General features: G+C 45.9%; 18 protein-coding genes. 15 read left to right on the top strand and 3 right to left on the bottom strand.

Annotated elements, in window-relative coordinates; genetic code table 11:
• The first annotated feature begins 11 nt into the window (after window positions 1–11).
• The 14 genes from JW814_07280 to JW814_07215 all read left to right on the top strand — a co-directional run bounded on the left by JW814_07280 (window position 12) and on the right by JW814_07215 (window position 16,539).
• Complete coding sequence (locus JW814_07280; protein MBN2071245.1) at window positions 12–947, top strand: SDR family oxidoreductase; 936 nt, start codon at window positions 12–14, stop codon at window positions 945–947.
• Between the two features lie 138 nt (window positions 948–1,085).
• The gene (locus JW814_07275) at window positions 1,086–1,958 is read left to right on the top strand and encodes an SLBB domain-containing protein (GenBank protein MBN2071244.1); all 873 of its coding nucleotides are present in this window, start codon (window positions 1,086–1,088) and stop codon (window positions 1,956–1,958) included.
• Window positions 1,959–1,970: 12 nt separating this feature from the next.
• Window positions 1,971–3,638, top strand: coding sequence for a hypothetical protein (locus tag JW814_07270; protein ID MBN2071243.1), 1,668 nt, complete (start codon window positions 1,971–1,973; stop codon window positions 3,636–3,638).
• 3 nt (window positions 3,639–3,641) lie between these two features.
• Window positions 3,642–4,343: a CpsD/CapB family tyrosine-protein kinase gene (locus tag JW814_07265; protein ID MBN2071242.1), complete on the top strand. Its 702-nt coding sequence runs from the start codon at window positions 3,642–3,644 to the stop codon at window positions 4,341–4,343.
• Window positions 4,343–5,497 (top strand): hypothetical protein, encoded by a 1,155-nt coding sequence (locus JW814_07260; protein MBN2071241.1) that lies wholly within the window; start codon window positions 4,343–4,345, stop codon window positions 5,495–5,497. The genes JW814_07265 and JW814_07260 overlap by 1 nt, the downstream gene beginning before the upstream one ends.
• 18 nt (window positions 5,498–5,515) lie before the next feature.
• Window positions 5,516–7,057: a hypothetical protein gene (locus tag JW814_07255; protein ID MBN2071240.1), complete on the top strand. Its 1,542-nt coding sequence runs from the start codon at window positions 5,516–5,518 to the stop codon at window positions 7,055–7,057.
• Window positions 7,058–7,358: 301 nt separating this feature from the next.
• A complete protein-coding gene (locus JW814_07250) occupies window positions 7,359–8,171 on the top strand; it encodes a sugar transferase (protein MBN2071239.1) in 813 nt (270 codons plus the stop codon).
• 101 nt (window positions 8,172–8,272) lie between these two features.
• The gene (locus tag JW814_07245; protein MBN2071238.1) at window positions 8,273–10,345 is read left to right on the top strand and encodes a PAS domain S-box protein; all 2,073 of its coding nucleotides are present in this window, start codon (window positions 8,273–8,275) and stop codon (window positions 10,343–10,345) included.
• Window positions 10,320–11,729, top strand: coding sequence for a sigma-54-dependent Fis family transcriptional regulator (locus tag JW814_07240; protein ID MBN2071237.1), 1,410 nt, complete (start codon window positions 10,320–10,322; stop codon window positions 11,727–11,729). The genes JW814_07245 and JW814_07240 overlap by 26 nt, the downstream gene beginning before the upstream one ends.
• A gap of 16 nt (window positions 11,730–11,745) precedes the next feature.
• On the top strand, window positions 11,746–12,258 hold the full coding sequence (locus JW814_07235; protein MBN2071236.1) for an LptE family protein: 513 nt from the start codon (window positions 11,746–11,748) through the stop codon (window positions 12,256–12,258).
• Window positions 12,259–12,263: 5 nt separating this feature from the next.
• Window positions 12,264–13,301, top strand: a complete 1,038-nt coding sequence (holA, locus tag JW814_07230) for a DNA polymerase III subunit delta (protein ID MBN2071235.1) — start codon at window positions 12,264–12,266, stop codon at window positions 13,299–13,301.
• 44 nt (window positions 13,302–13,345) lie between these two features.
• Window positions 13,346–13,687, top strand: a complete 342-nt coding sequence (gene trxA, locus JW814_07225; GenBank protein ID MBN2071234.1) for a thioredoxin — start codon at window positions 13,346–13,348, stop codon at window positions 13,685–13,687.
• A gap of 96 nt (window positions 13,688–13,783) precedes the next feature.
• On the top strand, window positions 13,784–14,029 hold the full coding sequence (locus JW814_07220) for a hypothetical protein (protein ID MBN2071233.1): 246 nt from the start codon (window positions 13,784–13,786) through the stop codon (window positions 14,027–14,029).
• Entirely contained in the window at window positions 14,029–16,539 is a 2,511-nt protein-coding gene (locus JW814_07215) for a leucine--tRNA ligase (protein ID MBN2071232.1), read from the top strand. Before JW814_07220 ends, JW814_07215 begins: the two co-directional genes overlap by 1 nt.
• A gap of 149 nt (window positions 16,540–16,688) precedes the next feature.
• Here the strand turns inward: JW814_07215 and JW814_07210 are convergent, their stop codons facing one another.
• The 3 genes from JW814_07210 to JW814_07200 form a co-directional block, all read right to left on the bottom strand.
• Complete coding sequence (locus JW814_07210; protein MBN2071231.1) at window positions 16,689–17,258, bottom strand: hypothetical protein; 570 nt, start codon at window positions 17,256–17,258, stop codon at window positions 16,689–16,691.
• Window positions 17,259–17,369: 111 nt separating this feature from the next.
• Window positions 17,370–17,774 carry a hypothetical protein gene (locus tag JW814_07205; protein MBN2071230.1) on the bottom strand — a complete coding sequence of 135 codons (405 nt, stop codon included), beginning with the start codon at window positions 17,772–17,774 and terminating at the stop codon, window positions 17,370–17,372.
• 6 nt (window positions 17,775–17,780) lie between these two features.
• Window positions 17,781–18,449, bottom strand: coding sequence for a hypothetical protein (locus JW814_07200; protein MBN2071229.1), 669 nt, complete (start codon window positions 18,447–18,449; stop codon window positions 17,781–17,783).
• Between the two features lie 161 nt (window positions 18,450–18,610).
• Here JW814_07200 and JW814_07195 point away from each other — a divergent pair, with 161 nt between their 5' ends.
• Window positions 18,611–21,094 (top strand): SpoIIE family protein phosphatase, encoded by a 2,484-nt coding sequence (locus JW814_07195; GenBank protein ID MBN2071228.1) that lies wholly within the window; start codon window positions 18,611–18,613, stop codon window positions 21,092–21,094.
• Window positions 21,095–21,727: the final 633 nt, after the last annotated feature.

Raw genomic sequence — 21,727 nt, 5'->3', positions numbered from 1 at the left:
ATGGAGGCAGGATGTCAAAATATCTTGTTACCGGAGGGGCTGGATTTATAGGCTCAAATATAGCCAGCGAACTGGTGTCAAGAGGCGAGGATGTAGTTGTTTTCGACGATCTTTCCACCGGACATGAAGATAATCTTGCAGGGATCGCCACTGATATCGAATTCATAAAAGGCGATATCAGGAAACCCGACGAAGTCCGTGTCGCGATGAAGGGAGTCGATCATGTTCTCCATCAGGCAGCGCTTGCTTCGGTGCCGAGAAGTATAGACGATCCCGTGCTTGTAAACGACGTAAACATAAACGGCACGCTTGTCGTTCTCGAGGAAGCCAGAACAGCAGGTGTCAAAAGCCTTGTCTATGCCGCTTCATCGTCGGCTTATGGAGAGACAGAGAAACTTCCCAAGACCGAGGATATTCTGCCAGAACCTCTATCACCTTACGCAATCACGAAACTTGTCGGCGAATATTACTGCTCTGTATACTCACAGGTCTACGGATTGCCTACCATAAGCTTAAGGTATTTCAATGTATTCGGACCACGGCAGGATCCGGCTTCCCAGTACGCGGCGGTCATTCCGATCTTTATTACTCATCTTCTGGATGGCAAGGCTCCGACGATTTACGGAGACGGAGAGCAAAGCCGGGATTTCACTTATGTCAAGAATGTCGTTAACGCGAACATCGCAGCCTCGAAGTGCGTTTCAGCCGGAGGGCAGATGGTCAACGTGGCATGCGGCGGGAAGTATTCGCTGAATGAACTCTTCGCGATCTTATGTAAATTAATTGATACTGATATCCAACCTGTCTATGCTGAGACCCGGCAGGGAGACGTGAAACATTCCCATGCCGATATCACATTGGCTGAAAAACTTTTTGACTATTCAGTCGAAATATCGTTCAGAGATGGATTGACAAAGACAGTCGAATGGTATCGGGATCAGATGTAATTCCCTTTTTTCTTTACTGAAAAGCTAAAGAAATATACGATTAATGCCTCAACAATAAAGGAGGCGGTCAAAATCAAAAACAGGATTCAATATTTCGGAGTACTGGCTGCGATAATACTGCTGCTTTTTCCGCTTTCAGTGTCGTCGCAGGAAATAAGGCTGCAGGAAGGCGACAGGCTTGATCTTGATGTACCAGGCAGGCCCGGCCTTGGCCGGCGCCTTGAAATCGACTCAAATGGAAGGATCTCTATTCCGGTCATCGGAGAAATGGAAGTTTCAGGATTGACAGTTCCGGAAGTCGAATCGATGATACTTGCGCGCCTTCAGGAAATATACCCGAGTGTCCTTAGGATATCTGTGACTCTCGTCGGAGAAGAATCGAGGCGACTCATCTATGTGCACGGAGAAGTACTTAATCCGGGAAAATACGAGTTTAAATCGAATCCTGACGTTTGGGAGGCGGTACGCGAAGCGGGAGGGGCAACGGCGGCAGCTTCCCTTGAGACGGTCAGGATCATCCGTGCGGAAAAAGAAGGAAGACGGACCCTGATAGTAAACCTTCAGCAAGTCATTGAGAATGGGAACTTCGATTCCCTGCCGAGATTGAAACCGGGAGATACCATAATTATCCCGGCCATCAGCATTCAGTACACCGGTGACGGATCTGTAAGGGTCATCGGGAGCGTTGTCCGGCCCGGGCCTTACAAGATCACTGGTGAAAAAACGCTTACTGACGCGATCCTTGCCGCTGGGGGACCCGGGTCAAATGCCGATCTCGGGAAGGTCACAATAATAAGAAATAAACCTGATGGCAGAGTGATCACTATCCAGGTCGATTTCGGCGAATACCTGGAGAACGGGGATTCACGTCATAATCCGAGGATACTTCCTGACGATACGGTGAATATTCCGCGAGATCAAAACTTTGTTAAAGTACTGGTAACAGATCCCAGGTATCTGATAGGACTGATAACCGGTACAGCTACGTTGATCGCTATTTTGAACAGGTAGGAAGGATTCAGGTTGGAAAATATCAGGCAGACACTCCCTAAAGAGGAAGAGAACAAGATCGACCTGTCGGTTTACTGGAAGATCTTTCAGAGAAAAAAGTTTTTCCTGATCATTCCGGTAGTCCTTTCCATGATAGTGTCATTCGTTGGAGTAAGATATCTTACGCCGGTCTATGAGGCGAGTACGGTAGTCTCACTGGAACAGAGAAATGTGCTCTCCCAGACGATGGGCCAGTACCTGCAGACGTTCGAGGAAAACCAGAGAGCGAGGGACAGACAGTTCAGGTCTGTCATGGAGACCCGGTTGCTGAGTACGAATTTTCTCGAAGCAGTCATAAGGGACCTTAACCTTCAATGGTCTCCCGGTATCAGGATGGCGGTTGAGAATTCGATAAGTCCTGAATCGGAGTATTCTGTTGATGAGCTGGTCATGAAGAGACTGATAGGGATGCTGAGAGACAAGATCGTCGTGAAAAGCTCCGTCCCGGGATTCTACATGATAAGCGTTTCGGATGCTGATCCGAACAGTGCTTATATCCTGTCAAACAAGGTGACTGAGAAATATATTCAGATCACCCAGGAATCGAAACTTCAAGGATTAAGGCAGGCCGGTGCTTTCAGTAACGAACAGATAGCGATATACAAGGAAAAAATGGAAGCATCTGAAAAAGAACTCGCCAGGGTCAGAAAGGAGTTGGCCTCGACTGATATCGAATCCAATCCAATCAACAGCGCAAACCTCCATCTGGCGGAAGCGAGGAAGACCACTCTTTTATCGGAGGAAGAAAGAAGCAACCTTACGCTGAAAAGGATAAGAAGCAGGTTAAGCAATATATTTGGCCTTGTACCGTCTACCGACAAGGTCGGCGCCGATGAGACCCTCGGGATCATCGAAAACCAGATATCCGCCAAGAGCGATGAACGATTTCTCGCAATAATCAGGGGCGTCGATGAACAACCGGGGTTCGATGATGGTTCTGACGCCTTGTGGATAGAGCTGAGAAACCGGATCTCGGAGATCATACAGGCTGAATATTCCAATTTCTCTGCCGAATACCGCCCCCTGATCACGGAATATTATTACCAGAGATATGTTCTCGAACATTTTCAGTCCCGGATAAGGAAACTTCAGGGATATATAGAAAGGCACAGGCAGAATCTTACGAAAAGGCCGCAGCTGGAAAGAGATGTAGTCAGGCTCAACAACGAGATAGAGACAAACAGGGCGGTCTATCAGGCGTTCCTTGAATCGAAGACATCTACGCAGATCACGGAGGCAGTCCAGAGTACTAATCTTGGCGATAATATAAGCATTATTGAAAAAGCTGAAAAACCTTTTTCCCCAGTCGAACCTGACAAGATCAGGATCATCCTTATGTCGGTAATCTTCGGAATAGCGTGCGGAATAGGCGCGATCCTAGTTACAGAGTACATCGACGACTCTTTCAGGTCTGTCGATGAGGTCGAAAAAGTATTGAAACTCTCTGTGCTGGGAACAGTCCCGAAAACGATCGCCAGGTTCTCGTGGGAAAAGAAAAAAAGAGGTAGAATGATCGTGATCTGGTCGATCGTCCTCGTTGTGTTTATTGGGCTAATCAGCGGCGCGATGTTCATGTACGCGAAAGCCCTCGACAGCAACAACATCAAAGTCGAACTGAACGTGAACAGGGACGGAGGGTAGATCTTGGGGAAAAAAGAGACGCCGACAATCTACGATGTTTTCGATCAGGAAAGCCCCATAGCGACGGAGATGAGAAGGCTATATTCCAACGTCAGGCACATTGATGGGAAAACGAAAAAGCGAAGTTATCTTGTCACAAGCGCGAACAGGGGGGAAGGAAAAAGCACTGTTGCTTCCCATCTTGCCCTGACAGTGGCAAGATTCAGAAACAAAAAGTCTCTCATAGTCGATGCCGATCTGAGAAGGCCACGCCTTCATCAGATTTTCAATGTTCCGAAGGAACCCGGGCTGCTCGAATGCCTTGAAGGGAAAATCGACCCCGTCGATGCCGTAAAAGATACAAAACGGGAAAATCTAAAGGTAATTCCGGCGGGGCGAATGGTAAAATCACCCGCGCATCTTTTTGAGGGTGAGATCATGTCAGAGATCTTCGAGAAGATGAAATTCTATTACGACATTGTCATAGTCGACAGTGCTCCTATAATACCTGTCAGCGATCCCATGTTGATCTCCAGCGTCGTGGATGGTGTAATAATGGTTCTTCTGGCCGGGATGACGCCAAGGAACGTAGCCATAAGGGCAAGAGACATACTGTTGGACGCAAATGCCAATCTGCTCGGTGTCGTAGTCAACAACGCTTCAGAAGTCCTTCCTTATTATTACGATTACCACTATTACGGGTACACGGAGGATGAGAAAGAGTGATGACACTAACGCAAGGAAAAGAGAACCGGCCTTTCAGCGGGATTTCACTAAATCTGACGCTTTTTATCTCTGTCTCTGTGACTATCGCATCCCTCGTAACGGGAACAGGCATGGCCAGATGCCAGGAAAGCGATTCTCTCTGTGTCCACTTCTCCAGTAAAGACGATCAGATTCATCTGAGACTGAAAAGGGGTTATTCCATTAACGGAGTACTTCCGCTCACTATTTGTGATATTCCGGTGAGGGAGAAATGGGAGATGGAGATCGAAGGTCCAGGTATAGAAAGACGCAGAGGCGTATTTTCCCTCGATCGTAATGGGAACCCTGATATCGATGGGAAGATTGCTTCGACGATCCTTAAAAATGCCCTTATTCCTGGTTGGGGGGCGATATCTTCAGGAAGATCTGCTTCTGGCTGGACCGATATTTCCATTCTCGCATTTACCGCCGGATATTTTTTGAAGCAGGAATCCGAATATGACGATCTTCACGACGGCTATGAATCGATAAAGAATTCTTACGAATCAGCCTTGACGTACGAAGAACGTATTAAAGCCGGAGAGGAACTATACTCATCGACCTTGTATCTCAATGTTCAGAACGATCACAGAAAAAGGATCCTCATCGTCGCGGCGGCTATGTACGGGTATCAGCTTTTGGATCCGGTTCTTTTTAACAGATCGCCTGGATGCAGATCGGAAGCTGGTGGAAGTATAGTCGAGATCAGAGGAACGCCAGCAAACAGAAAAAAAGCTTTTATTCACTCCCTGGTCTGTCCTGGAAGAGGGCAGTTCTATCAGGGAAAAAAGACGAGATGTATATTGTTCTCCGGATTGACAGCCGCCGCAGGGTTCTATTCCCTTGACAGGTTGAACAATTACGAGGAAAAAACAGTTCGATATGATCTCGATATCAGGGATTATAATGACGCCGTTTCTCTCGAAGAGAGGGAGTTCTGCCGAAGCAGGGCTGCAAGATCGTGGGACAGGCTTGAGGACGCGAGGAAAGACAGAAATATCTCGTATATGGTGCTTGCAGGTCTTTGGGGTCTAAATATAATAGACACATTTTTTACGACTGATAACAAGGATTATTCTTCTGACCTTGGTCTTGAACTCGGTCCCTCGGGCGCGGCTCTGGTGCTGAGATTCTGATCGATGGAGGTTGCCTTGATGCGAAAACTCGATTATGGAATAATGTTCGTGCTGATCCTTCTTATTTCCGTATCCGGCTGTTTCGATGACGTAAAAGAAGTTGATATCGATCCTCCCGGATCGGAACTTGGAATTCCCGGCGGGTTAAACGCCGATGTCGGTGATGGCGAGATCATCCTGACCTGGGAATCTGTAGCAGACGCGTCCTCATATAACATCTACAGGATGACCGGTTATTATGGGACTCTTGGACTTGTGGCCAACACCGCGGCGCTTACTTATCTTGATAATAGCGTGAGGAACGGACAGGAGTATTACTATACTGTTGCCGCCGTGAACAACTCGGGATTGGAAGGCGGCCGCGCGGAAACAATCCACGCGATACCGTCGATCTATTCGATAAGGATCAACAACGGAGATAGATTCACAAACAGCACCGATGTCATATTGTCACTTACAGCGCCGGTATCCTGCGTCCTGATGAAGATATCAAACGATCCCGACCTTTCAGAGGCCGTCTGGGAGACATTCGCGACGACTACTGGATGGGAGATCGAACCTGGTGATTCTGAAAAGACAGTATACGCGAGATTCCAGAATGACAACGGTACAAATTCACCGATCGTCTCGAAAAATATAACACTCGATACGTATGCCTCTATTTCTTCGGTAGAAATAGATCCTGATCTTGAAAAATACCCACTGGGGTCAGGAGTAAGGCTTTCCCTTCGTACAGAAGGCCAGGAAACGGGGGGTGAAGCATGGATCGAGCTAGAGAATTATTCAGAGGCTATTGTCCTTAAGGATGATGGAAAGGGAGGGGATCCCATTGCTTCGGACGGATCTTACGAACTCGATTTCACTTTTCCATCAAGCATAAGGGGCAAGGATCTCGGTGTCGCCGGCAGATTCATCGATAAAGCTGGAAATAGCGCGATGGTCAAAGAATCTTCGCAGAGAATCTCTTTTACCGATCCTCCACCGGCGGTCGTACTGCTTGCTCCGATCGATTCAACCACAAGCAGCATAACAATCAAATGGGTGGAATCGACTGAACCTGATTTTCTAGCCTACAGGATATACAGGAGTACTGATCCGGATGTCGAAGCTCTACCCGAATATTTCGTCCGCGGGCTCGACAACCGGGCCCAGACAAGTTATCCGGACGGAGACCTGAAGGAAGCGACTTCATACTACTATCGGATCTTCGTGGTGAATGATCTGGAGGATATAGCTGGAAGCAACGAGAGGATGATGTCGACACTGGACGATTACCCCTCATCAGTATATCTCGACACTCTTTCGGCGATCGGCGACGACCGCCTGACCCTGACATGGAGCATCAATCAGAATACCGATTTTTTGGAATACAGGATTTACAGGTCTACCTCTCCGGGAGTGACGGAAAATTCAGATCTTGTAACCACACTCGATGTTCAGGAATTAGGATGGTATGACGATATTGGAATTAACACTGTGACAGATATATATTACTACAGAGTCTTTGTGTACGATAAGGGCGGCAGATATTCAAGGAGCAACGAGGAATCTACCTTCTAATTATCTTCTTGACAAAACCGGTCTGAATGAGTAATATCACCCAGTAAAGTCTATTACCTGGGGAATAATCCACAATAATAGCTGTTTAAAAAAGAACGATTTTTAACGAATACTTTTTATCCGTCAATATGGTATTTTATAACGTGATATATAATAGTGTGTTACGACAATCATATAAAGCATTTTCGGTTGACAAATAAATTAACTTTATAAGTGGAATAGTACTTGCGTTAATTACCAAAAAATATGTGCAGCTGCGGCCGGACCGCATCAGATTGACTAAACAAGGGAAGAAAAAGAATTGGTTATTTTCAACAAGACAGCGCTGAAAAAGAATACAACAGGAGATTTTGGATACCAGCCCAGTCTCGATCCTTTGAAAGACGAGATATCGATTCTCAGCGAAATCGTCTCTCATTCTGAAAAAGAATTAAAAGGTATATCTGTAAAGATCAAAAGAATTTTTGACATCATATTTTCGGCTTTCGCGATAATGCTGCTTTCCCCCTTACTGATAATCGCGGGGATCCTGATAAAACTTGAATCGAGGGGCCCTGTATTTTACCGGCAGGAAAGAATAGGCCTTAACAAGCGCCGTATTGATAGAAGAAATTCCTACAACAGCGGATATGGGACAGAACGCCGCCAGAGCACGGACAGAAGGAAGAATACACACGCGGGCAAACCGTTCTTTATTTACAAGCTCAGGACGATGTGCAGGCAGGCGGAAGATTCCGGTCCCGTACTGGCACAGGAGAATGATCCCCGGATAACCAGGGTCGGACTCTTTTTGAGGAAGACGAGAATCGATGAGATCCCGCAATTCGTCAACGTCCTTAAAGGCGAGATGAGCATAATAGGTCCCAGACCGGAAAGGTCTTTTTTCATAAACAGAATCCGCCAGGAAGTACCGGAGTTCACTCTACGGCACAGGGTGAAACCTGGAATAACCGGCCTCGCCCAGGTTGAAGATGGTTACACTCAGACACTCGACATGATGAAGAGGAAATTGTTTTATGACCTGAAATATATTTCCCAGTTCTCGCTTCTTCATGAGCTTCGGATCCTTCTAAAGACTGTGAGTGTAGTCGTGACCGGTAAAGGCGCCTGCTAGCTTTCGTTAGCCCCGTGACCGCTCTTGACAATCCTACCAAAAACAATGGAATAGCTTGACCTGTGGGAATTTCAGCATTACACTGGTCCGGTGGTGATTATATGCTGAGAATACAAAGTCTTATACTGCTTGCACTTATTTATAGCCTGCTGATTATTTCAGCATTCCAGCTGAATATTCATGCCCTTATCGTGATTCCTTCCGGATTGCTGATCGCGGCCGTGATGGTCATTCACGAGAGGATCGTACACAAGAGCAAGATCGAAGAAATACAGAAAAGGCTGACAAATCTTCGCAGCGAAGGATTGATCATTGAAGAAAAGATCAAGGATGATGATGGTGACGTATTCTACAAACTGATACTTACTCTTTTCAGGGATCTCGAAAGATCGCTTTTTAAGCTGGTCGAAAAGAATATCCAGCTCTTGAGCCTCAAGGAGATAGGAAGGAATATCATCAGTTCGATGGATGAACGAAAGCTGATAGATTCGGTTTTCGATTATCTTATCCATGGAGTAGGGTACAGGGAGACGGCTTTTCTATTGCTCAGGAAAAACAAGGAATGCTTTCAAGCGATAGTCTGCGTGGAGAACGCCAGCAGGGTTTTCAGGAGGATCATAAATCTTGGAATAGATGATATCGACGGCGTTCTCCTGAAGACCCTCGTCTCTGGAAAATCGATGCTGATAAAAGATGTTTCGATGCATAAAATGCTGAAGTCGGGGCACGAGACTCTTTTTCCCGAGACTACCATGACTTCATATATATGCGTACCTCTTGTTATGACTGCCGAAAGGAAAAATTGTTGTTCGGACACCGGGTGCTGTTTAAGCGGCAAGGAAACGGAAGACAGCGAAGCTGACGAGCGCCATTATATGGGATCCAGCGATTGTATTTCATGTGATGAGAACAAGGTGATGGGAGCGGTCATAGTCACCGACGGATTCAGGGGATCTCCGCTTACCAATATCGATCAGGTCACAATAGAGACGGTAGGTTCGCTTGTGGCTTCCAATATCGAAAACTGGCTTCTTTACCATGAATTAAGGCAGGAGGAGATATTCAGGGAAAAGATACTCGAATCGATGCAGCATGGACTCTTCGTTACGGACATGGAAGGCAATATCACTCTGGCCAACCGGAGCGCGTTGGAAATGTGCGGATATGACGAAGACAAAGTAAGAAAAATGACGATTGACACGCTGATTTTAAGCGGGAAGGGAAAGGAGAGCGATACCGGTATCATAGATCTCATAAAGGAGGAAATGCCGTCGATATTTTATGAGACGTTTCTTAAGAGATCTGACGGAACGCATATACCTTTAAGGATAAACGTATCGCAGATGTACGGAAATGAAGGAGAAGTGCAGGGAGCAATAATTCTTTTTACAGATCTGAGCGAAGTAAGAAGGATGGAAGAAGCTATCAGGCACCTTGACAAGCTTGCCCTGCTCGGAAGGTTCACCTCGGCGATAGCTCATGAGATCAGAAATCCACTGACCGGGATAGGCGCGGGGATCCAGTATCTTCAGAGAAAAGGCGGGCTATCTGAGGACCAGATGGAAAACATCTCTTTTATCTTGAATGAGGTGGAGAGACTTAACAGAATAATAACCGATCTTTTCAAAGTGGCCAGACCGAGAGATCTCCTTTACCAGGAGATCAAGGTGAAAGATCTTATAGAAAGAAGCTACAGGAGCCTCAATGAGGAGATGGCCTCGAAAAATATTAATTTCAATATCGAGATGGAAGATGGCCCTGATGGGATAGAGGTCGATGCCGATCAGATCACTCAGGTACTTATAAATCTCATCAAGAACGCCGCCGAGGCAGTCTCCGACGAAGGCAACATAGTAGTGAGGTCGAGGGTATACACGGGTGGCGACCCTGACGTGCTTAAAGAAAAATTCAAGGAGATGATATGTATAGAGGTAGAGGATGACGGACAGGGGATATCCAAAAAGGACAAGAACAAGATTTTTGAACCGTTTTTTTCAAACAAATCAGCGGGAACCGGCCTTGGACTCTTCGTGACACACAGCATAATCCACCACCATCAGGGCAGGATCAGCGTTTTATCTGAACCGGGGAAGGGAACAGTATTCAGAGTCTATCTTCCCGTTAACCGGCCATCTAAGGGAGGAAAAGTTGAAACCGGTAGTGCTTCTGGTTGATGATGAAGATACAATCCGAATGTTTCTGGAGAAGACTATAACTGACGAGGGATATGAATCTCTAACAGCCGCGACGGGAAATGAAGCTCTTGAACTGGCCAGAAGAGAACTACCCGATCTTATACTTCTCGATCTTAAGCTGCCAGATATAAACGGGATAGAGGTGCTTGCACGGATAAAAGAAGAACTCCCGGACATCTGCGTTATCATGCTTACCGCTTTCGGGGATATCGAAATAGCCGTTAAAGCCATCAAGAAAGGCGCTTTTGATTTTGTCAGCAAACCGGTAAATCTCGAACAGTTACTCCTGACTATCGAGAAAGGATTGAATTCGCAGAAATTGACAAGAGAGCTTTTTCAGCTTAGAAGAAGACTGAAAACAGATTTTGACGATCAATATGTACCTGGAGAATCGCCGAAGATGAAGGAGATCTACGAGATTGTCAAGGCTGTCGCGAAAAGCGATACGACCACTGTCCTCATACAGGGAGAGAGTGGCACGGGCAAGGAAATAATCGCAAACATGATCCACAAGAACAGTCCGAGACATGACAAGCCGTTCCTGGAGATAAACTGCGCTTCCCTGCCTGAAGAGCTTCTGGAGAGTGAGCTTTTCGGGCATGAGAAAGGGGCTTTTACCGATGCCAAGATACAGAAGACGGGACTGCTTGAACTTGCTAACAAAGGCACGCTCTTTCTCGACGAAATCGGAGAAATGAGCCTCACAATACAGGTAAAACTTCTCAGGGTCCTTGAGAAGATGTCGTTTCGCAGGGTTGGAGGGACGAAGGATATAAATGTTAGCGTACGCATAATCTCAGCGACAAACAGGGACCTTGCCCTGGAAGTGGAAAACAGGACTTTCAGGGAGGATCTTTTTTACAGGTTGAAGGTCATTCCGATAGATATACCTGCGCTCAGGGACAGAAAAGAAGATATTTTCCTGCTGGTTAAACATTTCCTGAACAGGTACAACAAGCAGTTCAAGAAAAATTTCCAGGATATAGACGATGAGGCTTTCGAAATACTCATGTCTTACAAATGGCCAGGCAATATCAGGGAACTGAAGAATGTAATAGAAAGAATCGTTCTTCTTGAAGATGACATTGTTCTGAAGAGAGAACATCTTCCCGGCAGCATGATCACGGAAAGCCTGTCGGACAGGGAATTCACCATAGCGAACAACATCGGGATAGCTCTCGGGCGGCCTTATCCCGAAAACGGTATTCCTTTCGAGGAATTGATGAAGAATATCGAGAAGGAACTGATATCTAAAGCGATGAACGAATCTGACAATAATCAGAGCAAGGCGTCACGGCTGCTACAGTTGAACAGAGACAAGTTGAGATACCGACTGAAGAATTTTGATCTGGAAAACAATTGATACCGGAGGGAGAATCTTGAAAAGGAATGTTCTTGTTTCAGCGGTGATCGCTTGCGGACTTGTTTGTTCCGCATGCGGGATCTATCGGACAACCAGCAGGACACCGGGTGATATCAAGAAGATCGCGATCCCATATCTCGTGAACGAGACTTCCGAACCTGATATAGAAATTGAGATAACTCAGAAGATAATAGACGGGATCGTAAACGACAACACGCTGAAGGTCGTATCGGACCAGGATGCCGATGGGATACTGGAGGCGCGGATTCAGGAATACAGGAACGTGCCATATACTTTTTCTGAAAGCGGAACAGACATACAGGCCGAACAATACAGGTTGACTGTAAGGTTGAAGGCGTCTCTTTTTGACAAAAAAAACAATTCCTATATCTGGCAGGACAAAAATATCTCCGCGCACGGCGACTATTATCTTGAGACCGCTTCGGAGCAGACTTATGAAAAAGCTCTTGAGGATGTGTACAGGGATATAGTCGAGTCGATATTGTCGTCGACTGTCGAAGACTGGTAGAAATAATGCGCACAAATATTGCTTATTACAAAAATTTATTTTCCAGGATGGAAAAGAAAAAGATCTCGCCTGTCTATCTGTTCAGAGGCCAGGAACGCTATATTATGGAAGAGTTCACTTCGCGCCTTGTAGAAAAGATAACAGGTGGAGAGAGCGACAGTTTTAATCTGGATATCGAGTATGGCGGCGAAGTCGATATTGAGCGATTTATATCGACAGCCAATTCATTTCCCTTCCTTGGCGAAAGGAGAGTCCTTATCCTCAAGGAACTCCACAAGCTCAAGGGAAAGTGGAAAGAGATAATCTCATACGCAAATAATCCCGTCCCATCCAGTGTTATGGTCTTTCTCTGTGATTCTCATGACGAATCAGGAAGGCGCTTACGGCATCCGAAAGATTATTCATACCTCGAGGCGGCAATAAAAAAAAACGGAGAGATAATCCAGTTCGACTTTCTTTATGTAAACGATCTGCGGGAATATGTAAAACGCAGAGCTGAAAGATCCGGTTTGGAGATGGACAGTAAGACCGCCGGAGCGCTTATAGGAAGTGTCGGGGAAGACCTTTATAATATCCAGAACGAACTTGACAAACTCTCCCTTGTATATGAAAAGGGGAAAATATCCGAGCATGAGCTTGCCAGCGTAGTCGGCCGTTACAGGCTCAACGCGATTGATGAATTACTTGATTGCGCGGGATTGTCGCAAGGGAACAGGCCGATCGAAATACTGTCTTCGATATTGAACTCTGGCGTTGAAAGGCCATCTGTTGTAATCTATCTCCTGATCAGGCATTTTTTGACTCTTTTGAAAATAAAAGCAGGCCACTCGGGCAAAGGAGGATATTACTATAAAAGACTGGGTGACAAAGCTGATAAACTCGGGACAAGAAAAATACTCGTGTGGCTTGAGAATCTAAGGTTGGCCGAGGTGATGATGAAAAGCATATCTTATCCTGAAGAAATTTTACTCGAAAGCGTCTTTATTCATTCGATAAGAGGGATCCGTATAGACGGTATCGAAGACCCACCTTACCGGATGTGAGATATTTCGTCTCTTTTCGATACCCGAAGGAGGAAAAAAACAAAATGGCGACAGATGTAAAGATGGTCAAAGTCTCCGATAATGATTTCGAAGACAAGGTAATAGACCCCGGAACGCCGGCTGTTGTGGATTTTTGGGCGACATGGTGCGCGCCCTGCAGGGAACTGGATGTGGTCTTGAATGAAATGGCATCGGAATATGGAAGTAAGGTATCGTTTTACAAGGTCGATGTTAATGAAAGCAACAGGACGGCGTCGAAATATTCGGTAAGAAGTATTCCGATGCTTCTTTTTTTCAGGAATGGAGAGATAGTGGATCATGCGGTGGGTTCAATAACGAGAGAGACTCTTGAAGGAAAATTGAGATCTCTTGCTGAAACCGCTTGAGAGTGAAATGAACAGTGTATATCTTCTGATGAACAGGTTATGGGTGCCGGGGGGATTGCCGGTCATGGCTGACGAAAAGTGGGGGATTGCTTCAAAATGACTGATGGGAAAGAGAATAAAATAGTAGCTCGAGGTCTCAAGGCACCCGCTGCCCTGCTTCTTGTAAAAAAAAATATATCAGGAAGGCAGAGTGGGATGTTGAGGATCATCGTTTCCTTCAGCGATGCGGTCGAAGCGTTGAAGGATTACTTCAGTGACAGGGGTGTGAATACCGAAATCGATATCGCGGGTGATGATTATCACCTGCTTGTAGATATGAAAAACTTCAAGGATGTTGATTGATGCAGGAGATATTTCCATTTGATGAAGTCGAGAGAAAATGGCAGCAGCGCTGGAAAGAACTGTTCCTGTGCGACCTGGATTCCACAGACAAAAAGTACTACTGCCTGATGATGTTTCCTTATCCATCGGGCAATCTTCACGTGGGGCACGGCAGGAACTATATCATAGGCGATGCTCTCGCTAGGATAAAGATGATGGAAGGAGTCAATGTCCTTGCACCGATGGGATGGGACTCTTTCGGGCTTCCAGCGGAAAATGCCGCTATCAAAAACAGGATTCAACCTTCAAAATGGACTGAAGGTAACATAGCAAATATGAAGGCCCAGTTCCAGAAATGGGGTGTTGTCTACGACTGGTCGAGGGAAGTAGCTTCATGCCGGCCCGATTACTACAGATGGACACAGTGGCTGTTTCTTCAACTCTTCGAATCTAACCTTGCTTACCAGGAAGAGGCGACGGTCAACTGGTGCCCATCCTGCATGACTGTCCTTGCCAATGAGCAGGTGGTCGGCGGGCAGTGTGAAAGATGCAAATCGGATATAGAGGGCAGGAAACTCAAGCAGTGGTTTTTCCGCATAACAGTCTACGCGGACAAGCTTTTGAACGACCTTGAAAAACTTGACAACTGGCCCGAACGCGTCCGCACGATGCAGAAGAACTGGATAGGGCGCAGCGAAGGTGTGGAGGTATCTTTCAAGCTTGCCGATTCAGATGAAGTCCTCAACTGTTTTACAACGAGAATAGACACGATTTATGGCGCGACTTTTATAGTAATGGCTGTCGATCATCCGCTGGCCGGAGATCTGATAAAAAAAGGATTCAGGGAACAGGATGGGTTGAAATTCATAGAACATGTAAAACAGCTGAGGTTGATGGAAAGGGAGAAGACCGAGAACACGAAAGAGGGGTTCTTTACGGGATGCTACGCCATCAATCCCGCCACGGGGGAGAGGGTCCCCGTATTTCTGGCAAGTTACGTTCTCATGGATTACGGGACAGGCGTGATAATGGGAGTTCCTGCGCACGACCAGAGGGATTTTGAATTCGTACGTGAATCATCGATAAAAATACCCGTTCTGCAGGTGATAAAACCTCTGGAAGATGATATACCTGACGTGCTCGACAGGGCTTACACGGAAGACGGGGTAATAATCAACTCAGGTTCGTTCGACGGGATGGATAATCGCGATGCTATTGATAAAATAACGGGATATCTGTCGGAGAAAGGTCTCGCCTGGGATACGGTCCATTACCGGTTGAAAGACTGGCTGATATCCAGGCAGAGGTACTGGGGAGCGCCGATTCCGATGATCCATTGCCCGAAATGCGGAGTTGTCCCCGTTCCTGAAGAAGATCTGCCTGTCCTGCTTCCTGAAGATGTCGATTTTATGCCGAGATCAGATGGGAAATCACCGCTGGCTGCTTCTGAGGAGTTCGTCAATACTAAATGTCCAAGGTGCGGCGAACAGGCCAGGCGCGATACCGACACAATGGATACTTTTGTCGATTCGAGCTGGTATTTCCTGAGATATCTCTCTCCAGACGACGATACGAAGCCTTTCGACAGAGAAAAGGTCAACAAATGGCTTCCGGTCGATCAGTATATCGGGGGGATCGAGCACGCGATCCTTCATCTGCTGTATTCGAGATTTATAGTGAAATTCCTGAAGGAAAAAGGGCTTCTTGATTTCGACGAACCATTCAAGAATCTTTTTACACAGGGTATGATAACGAGGCATGGCGCCAAAATGTCCAAAAGTGCCATGAATACTGTCGATCCGAAGCCTTTGATAGAGAAGTACGGCGCCGACACCGTAAGGCTCTATACGCTCTTTATAGGGCCTCCTGAAAAGGACGCTGAATGGAACGACCGATCAGTCGAGGGTGCCTACAGGTTCATAAACAGGGTCTGGAGACTGTATGATCGTTTCCAGGATTGTTTTGAACCTGGTCCCGGCATCAAAATCGATCACCCTGAAAATCTGGCTGGGGACGATCTGGAAGTCTATAGAAAGACACAATGGACCATAGATCGTGTTAGACATGACATCCTTGATGGTAATTTCCATTTTAACACGGCTATAAGCGCCCTTATGGAACTGACCAACATCCTCTATCTATACATTGAAAATAACGATGATTTCATCTCTGGAAAGGAAAGTTCTAGAAACCTGCTCCAGTATTCAATGAAGAAGATACTGATCCTGCTTGCTCCGATGGCGCCGCACATGTGCGAGGAGATCTGGGAAAGAATAGGAAATAAAAAGACTGTATTCGCGGAAAAACTCCCTGAAGCGGACGAAAAGTACCTGGTATCTGAGAGTTTTACTCTTGTCGTGCAGATCAACGGCAAGATCAGATCAAAGATCGAAGTCAAAAAGGATATATCCCAGGAAGATATTGAAAAGCTTGCCCTGGAAGATGAAAAGATCAGGAATCTTCTGGAAGGGATGAAGATAAACAAGATCATAAATGTACCAGGCAAGCTGGTCAATATAGTAGCGGTCTGATAATTGTAACACGATGATATTCAAAAAGATAAACGACGCGAGAAAAAATCAATATCCATTGGTTAACATAATATATATTATGCGACATTAATTCAGGACATTAAAAACCCGCATATAAAAAAATATGCGGGTTTTCTCTCTTCCCTCTATCAGTTGTTATACATATTCTTTATCGCGCCCCAAGTCTTTGATTCCGCTTCGACGTTACAGTTGCCTTCACCATCGTGGAACCATCCGCCAAGTACTGGATGAATCGTTTTATTGGCGTCACAGCGGCTAACCCAGATACTGCTTGGGTCCTGGGCTTCCGGACTCGGAACTATGTGCATCGTCCATCCAGCCGGAGCTCCAACACTCATGATCTGGAGAGTTCCGATATATACAGTCGGACTTCCCTGTCCGGTGCAACCGTCGTTGAATACGATTCCGATGCCTGTGGCAGGGTCCCCAATGATCATCGTGCCGGCCGCCCAGGTAGGTGTCAGCCACTGGACCTGAGCCGTACTCAGTTCCGCTTTGAACTCGGCGCCGGTGATTCCGTCCGGGCCGCTATCACTTCTGATATACATAAGCCAGATATTTGTCGGCGAAAAAGGTGGAACGGCCATATCGCAGTCATCTGCTGATGAAGAAGTGAACAATCCCAACGAACCTTCGTGCGCGTTGATACCGGTTGCCGCGATAAGCATCACTAAAAGAAACATTGCCAGTTTTTTCATTCCGGACCCTCCTTGTGAACCAGTTAAACTCTCCCAGCCTGTTTTCCTGTCTTTTTTTTCCTTTAAAACTGCCGAAGGTTAAAACGGGGATCACATCGTGTCAAGAAAAATCTAGTTGTCGTCCTTGTGTAATCCCGGGATCTTTTCCCTGTATTCTCCCAGAAGCGGAAGATCCCAGTACTCACCGAAAAGGGCTTTTACAAACCCGAGAACTGATAAAGTCAGCGCTCCAAGCCCCGCAACGAGCTGAACGAGTCCGACGATAAGCACTCCGACAAATCTCAGTCTCCCTATCGTCAGGTCAAGTATGACTGCCAGGATCAAAATAATACATTCTGCCAGCAGAAGCAAGAAACCCTGTCGAGCATGATATTTCACGAAAGGATCATTCTTTGATTTCCACAACGAAAGAAAGCAGAAAAAAGTCACATAGCTTATCGCGGAAATCCACCTTGCCCTGTCTGTGGGAACGGAGCCTGTTCCATCTTTAAAACTGTTTGATTCAAGATCGTTCATAATATCCTATCCTCGAAGGAAATCGAGTTCTATCTGGATATCCCGGCGCTCGATCCCTGTCGAGATCTTGAGCAGACGTTCAAGCATTCCGATCGCTTCCGTATTCCTGCCCGCCATTTTCATCGAGTCTGCCGCTTTTCTAAGGTATACCTTTTCTTCAAAAGAGCCCTCTCCTATCCTTTTGATAAGATCGGTATATACGCCGGCAGCCATATCGTAATTTCTTTCATTTGAATAGGCAGTTGCCATCCCATCCATGGCGGCTTCTCTGAAAAACGGGTATTTATCAGCCTTCTTAAGGTATTTCCCGAACAGTTCCACAGCTTCGGTGTTTCTGCCATCGATAAGAGCGCATTTGCCAGCGAAATAGGCTGAAAAGACGCCCTCCCTCGTGTTGCTGAACCTTTCATCCACGATCCTGAAAAGCTCTTCCGCGCTTTTGATCTGACCGTTTCGGAAGGATGTGACCGCTTCTGAAAACTGGATCTGTGCCTGCTCATTTGCCTGCTTCCTGGAATTACTCACCCAGATGCTCGACGCGACAACCACGATAAGCGCGATAAGTCCGATAAAGAATTTATTCTGATTTTCCCTTACGTACTCCCAGGCGCCGAGGACGAATGTCACAAACCCGTCTTCTTTCAAATCATGTTTCGTTAACTTGTTATGTACCAATTCTGCTTACCTCCTTTAGCCATAATTAACATCTTGTGGGGTTTAAATTCAAGGTAATTATACCGAATTGGTTACCACCCCCGAATCGATGTTTTGAATTGACATTACGACAGCCATCTGTGAAAATCAACTGGAGTTTCAGACTTCAAGGGAGGGCTCAGGTGGCCAGGTTTCTCAGGCCCGCGATAATTGCGATTGCTGTCGTGATCACTCTCTTGAATTTCTCAGGTCTGGAACATTTTTCGAAATCCCCTTATCACGGCATCAGGCATAACAATCTTACATTCCTGAAGTACGACAAGGACAGCCCCGCGAAGAAATCGGGTCTTCTCAGGGGGGACCGCATAATGGCGGTAGACGGGATCCGTGTCAGAAATATCATTCATTTTAAATACCTGACCTTCTCCAATAATACTCATGCACCTCAGATATACACGATTTCGAGAGGTGACTCACTCTTTAATGCCAGGATAGAATACATAGATCAGCCGAGTTACTGGGTTATTCGAAAGATAGTGCTGTCATTCGTCGCCTTTACATTCATTCTGGTCGCGTTGTATCTTGTTTTACGGCGCAACGATATCCTTGGGAGACTATTCAGCGTAAACTGTCTTATATTCTCCTTTTTGTTGACTGAAAGGCCAGCCGTGCAGGCCCCGGTGCTTCATGTCATCGGAGAGCTTTTTTACGACGGCATTTTCGCCTTTCTGCCTGCTTTTTTCCTGCATTTTTTTCTTATCTTTCCAGGGAAGGATATTCACTATGGATCGAGGCGATCCCAGTTGACCAGGGTCCTCTATATCCTCCCTTTCCTCATTTTCGTTTCATTTTTTATTCTGGCCCTGATCAATTACACATCAGAAATCAGCCCGGCCCTCTTGCTCGCTTCAAACAGCATAGCCTCGCTATACTGGGTCCTTTACATGATCACCGGAGTAGCGATGTTTATCCGCACATATGTGACATCTGACAGCATCCAGCGAATCAAGTTCAGGATAGCGACTCTTGGCTTGATAATCGGGACTGTACCTGTAACGATAGTGATAGTCCTGAGGCAATTCGCTCCTTCGCTGAACCTGCCGTTCGATTATATTTCAATGGTATTCCTCTCCTTCATATCGATATCTTTCGCTTACGCGATCCTCAAACATGATGCCTTTGACATAAGCCTCGTTTTCAAGGCCGGTCTGGCATATGTGATTCTTCCTGTTTTTCTTACGGGGTTCTTTTATTTTATCGCGAAATCGATCGGCACCAAATTCTCCGTTTTTTCACCAAATGGGCGATATACCACGATATCGGTTTCTCTTTTGCTCGCCGGCGTTGTTTTTTTTCTCGCGAGGACAGGTATTCAAAGACTTTCTGACAGATTATTCATGAAAGACCGGAAGATCTTCAGGGAGAAAGTGATAGATTTTTCGCGAAAGATACAGTTCATTGCTTCAATGCAGGAGATATCGGAATTCGTGGTATCGGAACTGAAGGACCTGTTCGCTCCCGAACATATCCATATTTTTCTGAAGGACAACAGTGATAATTTCATCCACAGGCACAGCTCGCCTGGAGAAAAACATATACTCCTGACTACATTTCCAAGTGGTATCGAGATCATCAGAATATCGGAAAATAAACGACGTCCCGTAATGGTGGAATATTATGACCGGCTCTGGATCAAGAACAATCTTGACAGGATATCGATCGAACTTCTCTCCATCCTCAAGGTTGCGGTGATCCTTCCTCTGATCGAGCAGAATGAGATGCTTGGGTTTGTCATCCTGGGGAAAAAGGAGTCGGGTAATCCATATAATCATACAGATTCCGAGATACTCGAATTGATCGGTGAGAGATGTTCAGCGGCAATAAGGCACACATTCTTGATCAAGGCTTCACTTGAAAAAGACAAGCTTGACAAGGAAGTCCAGCTTGCCAGCGAGATACAGAAAAGACTGTTACCCGAGAAAGCGCCGGATATGGTAAACAGTACAGTTTCAGGCAGGTTGTTGAACAGCCGGGAAGTTGGCGGAGATTTTTATGATTTCGTCGAATTCGGATCAGGTGTAATAGGTATAGCGGTTGCTGACGTTTCAGGCAAAGGTATCCCCGCTTCACTGCTTATGACGACCCTGCAGGCTTCGTTCAGGTCGGAAGCGACGCTGGAAAGGTCCCCCGCCGACCTTCTCAATGCCCTTAACAGGTCTCTGTACAGAAGAAGCGAAGAGAGTAAATTCGCCACTTTTTTCTACGCCAAATATGATGATACCGAGGGGATTCTGTATTATTCAAACGGGGGATCTTTCCCCCCTATCCTTGTTCATGATGACGGACGGGTCGAACAACTTAAAAGAGGTGGACCTCTGGTAGGTGTGGACCCTGATTCGTATTTTAACGAAGGTGTTGTGAAACTTCTTCCCGGAGACCTTCTTGTTATATATTCAGACGGAGTGATAGACCAGGAAAACTCAAAAGGCGATTATTTCGGAGAAGAGAGGCTTACTTCGCTCCTTCGTGAAAACGCTGACAGAACAGCAGATCAAATAATCGACAGATTGTATGAGATGGAGAGGATATTCGGCGTCGGCATTTTCAAGGATGATATGACAGCCGTTGTTTTAAAGAGGAACAATACGGCAGGTGTGACCAAATGACCCACCTTGTTTATTAAATATAGACTTATTACATAGTATATACCGCAATTATTATATTCATAACGCCAATGACGACATTATTGCTGTATATATTGCACGATTATCCTCCGCCGGTCGGCAAAATAGATACCACATGCCTGTCGATTCAATATGACAGAGATAGTTCTCGATCTTTTGCGATAAATGCTGTATTGCATTAACTGCCCCTCTTTCAAATATTTAGAATGTCTCCCGCCTTCATCCGGGAAGCTATTACCCTTCAGGCACAAATAATGCAGCTAAAGTTTTGAACGTGATTTCCGATAGCTGGAAATGAAACCGGGAACTTAGCACAAACAGGAATATGGAGGTGATCACGATGCTACCTTTCGCATTGATCATTGATTTGTTCTGGTGGCTGCGATAAGAAACACTCTCGGTACTCGATTAATAAATGTTCCCGTCGGTAAGGGGTGTATCGGCGGGAATGTTTATGACCTCTGATAGAAACCGCTTTTTGCCACATATTACTATTATTTAATATTATAGATTATCTGGTCTTTGTAATGAGATATTATCAAAAGTTGTGGATGAAGAAAAATGAGCGTATCCTCGGTTTGAATTAAAAACCAGTCCTTGAGTAAGGACAAAGGA

Source organism: Candidatus Krumholzibacteriota bacterium, assembly GCA_016932415.1.
Taxonomy (GTDB): domain Bacteria; phylum Krumholzibacteriota; class Krumholzibacteriia; order Krumholzibacteriales; family Krumholzibacteriaceae; genus Krumholzibacterium.
This window is presented reverse-complemented; position numbering and strand designations above follow the sequence as displayed.